Origin of the sequence: Pseudoalteromonas sp. APC 3358 (genome assembly GCF_030408075.1) — a bacterium.
Lineage (GTDB): Bacteria > Pseudomonadota > Gammaproteobacteria > Enterobacterales > Alteromonadaceae > Pseudoalteromonas > Pseudoalteromonas arctica.
Genome location: NZ_JASDCE010000042.1, coordinates 1 through 1,002, shown reverse-complemented (window position 1 = coordinate 1,002; position 1,002 = coordinate 1). Strand labels below are relative to the sequence as shown.

At 40.3% G+C, this 1,002-nt stretch carries 1 protein-coding gene; it reads left to right on the top strand.

The genetic code is table 11. From position 1 onward, the window contains the following. Nucleotides 1–998: bifunctional UDP-2,4-diacetamido-2,4,6-trideoxy-beta-L-altropyranose hydrolase/GNAT family N-acetyltransferase (locus tag QL995_RS21625; RefSeq protein WP_290295078.1), on the top strand; the 998-nt coding region annotated here is incomplete at its 5' end. Nucleotides 999–1,002 lie beyond the last annotated feature (4 nt).

Here is a 1,002-nt window from a genome sequence, read left to right as displayed (position 1 = left end):
GACATTCATCACAATTGATAGCTTTAAATACATTAGCGAATACACCGCGTTTATTATTATCTATGGGGGGTATAGATGCCCCCAATGCAACATTGCATGTACTTGATGTTTTAAAGAAAAGCGTTAATCCGCCAATAACGACTGTATTGCTTAGCCCTAAAGCACCTCACTATAAAAGTGTTACAGAGTTTGCTATAAAGCATAGCGCGTGGTTGACTCACATCGATTTTGTAGATGATATGGCTACTCTCATGAGTGAGCATGATATTGCCATTGGCGCGCCAGGTTCAACGTCATGGGAGCGTGCTTGTGTCGGGTTACCGAGTATTGTTATTCCGCTCGCAGATAACCAGCAGACTGTTTGTAGAAATTTAGAAGCCGTTGGTGCTGCAATTAGCGTTGAGTTAGAGGCGATTAGTAAAAACTTAATGAAGGCGTATGAGCAGTTAATTACAGACTATTCAAAAATGCGAACAATAAACCTGCAGTTATGTGATGGGCAAGGTGTTAAGCGATTAATGAAGCATATTACTCAATTATTTAGCGGTTCACTAACCCTAAGATTAGCGACACAGCTTGATGTTGAACAGGTGTATGCTTGGCAATGTAAACCCGAAACACGTCGTTATGCACTTAATAAAGACGTTCCGAGTTTGGCAGAGCATCGGGCTTGGATGACTAAAAAGCTAGCAAGTAAAAATGACTACTTTTATGTCATTGAGCTAACCAATAGCACAGATGAAAAAACGACTCCTGTAGGTGTAGTCAGGTTAGATATGACAGCCGTAGATACGTATACCATTTCCATCTTTATAGCACCAGAGCACTTTGGTAAAGGGGTTGCGAAACTAGCTTTAAAACAAGTAGATATATTACATCCTACAAAAATTATACATGCTGTTGTACTAAAAGAAAATGCAGCATCACAAGCTTTGTTTAGCCGAGCTGGCTACCAACGAATTAATGAAGAGCAATTTACTCGACAACCTGTGGAGTGAGGGA